This window comes from Actinomadura gamaensis, assembly GCF_042652125.1.
Classification (GTDB): Bacteria; Actinomycetota; Actinomycetes; order Streptosporangiales; family Streptosporangiaceae; genus Spirillospora; species Spirillospora gamaensis.
In genome coordinates this window covers 1-1,439 of sequence record NZ_JBHSIT010000028.1, presented here as the reverse complement: position 1 = coordinate 1,439, position 1,439 = coordinate 1, and the positions used below count along the sequence as shown (strand labels likewise).

General features: G+C 58.2%; 2 rRNA genes. Both read right to left on the bottom strand.

From position 1 onward, the window contains the following. Positions 1 to 117: ribosomal RNA gene (rrf, locus tag ACFPCY_RS43000) — 5S ribosomal RNA — on the bottom strand. Between the two features lie 148 nt (positions 118 to 265). Further along, a 23S ribosomal RNA gene (locus tag ACFPCY_RS42995) occupies positions 266 to 1,439 on the bottom strand; the annotation flags it as partial.

Here is a 1,439-nt window from a genome sequence, read left to right as displayed (position 1 = left end):
GTCCGGCGGTGTCCTACTCTCCCACACAGTCTCCCATGCAGTACCATCGGCGCTGAGGGGCTTAACTACCGGGTTCGGGATGGGACCGGGTGTTTCCCCCTCGCCATAACCACCGAACGACCAACGCACACACCCACACGGGCGCGGCAAGCTTCGTTCGAGCCGTCAGGCTCAATATTTTATTGTACAGAACCCAGGTTGTTTTCTGGGAACCACACAGGGACGCGAACATACAGCAGAATTGCGATCGGTTTGAACGTTCAGTGTGTTCAAGCCACTCGGCCTATTAGTACCGGTCGACTCCACACGTTACCGCGCTTCCATCCCCGGCCTATCAACCCAATCGTCTCTTGGGGGCCTTACCCACCCGAAAGTGGAGGGAGAACTCATCTCGAGGAAGGCTTCCCGCTTAGATGCTTTCAGCGGTTATCCCGACCGAACGTAGCCAACCAGCCATGCCCCTGGCGGGACAACTGGCACACCAGAGGTCCGTCCGTCCCGGTCCTCTCGTACTAGGGACAGACCCTCATCAATTCTCCTACGCGCACAGCGGATAGGGACCGAACTGTCTCGCGACGTTCTAAACCCAGCTCGCGTGCCGCTTTAATGGGCGAACAGCCCAACCCTTGGGACCTACTCCAGCCCCAGGATGCGACGAGCCGACATCGAGGTGCCAAACCATCCCGTCGATATGGACTCTTGGGGAAGATCAGCCTGTTATCCCCGGGGTACCTTTTAGCCGTTGAGCGACACCGCTTCCACACGCCGGTGCCGGATCACTAGGCCCTGCTTTCGCACCTGCTCGACCTGTCGGTCTCACAGTCAAGCTCCCTTGTGCCCTTGCACTCACCACCTGATGACCAACCAGGCTGAGGGAACCTTTGGGCGCCTCCGTTACCCTTTAGGAGGCAACCGCCCCAGTTAAACTACCCACCAGGCACTGTCCCCCACCCGGATCCACGGGCGCGGGTTAGACGTCTAAGGCGACCAGAGTGGTATTTCACCAACGACTCCACGAACACTGGCGTGCCCGCTTCACAGTCTCCCACCTATCCTACACAAGACACATCAAACGCCAATGCCAAGCTATAGTGAAGGTCCCGGGGTCTTTCCGTCCTGCTGCGCGAAACGAGCATCTTTACTCGTACTGCAATTTCGCCGGGCCTGTGGTTGAGACAGCGGGGAAGTCGTTACGCCATTCGTGCAGGTCGGAACTTACCCGACAAGGAATTTCGCTACCTTAGGATGGTTATAGTTACCACCGCCGTTTACCGGCGCTTAGATTCTCAGCCTCGAACCCTTGCGGGTTCTAACCGGTCCTCTTAACGTTCCGGCACCGGGCAGGCGTCAGTCCGTATACAGCGTCTTACGACTTCGCACGGACCTGTGTTTTTAGTAAACAGTCGCTTCCCCCTGGCCTCTGCGACCACCCCCAGCTC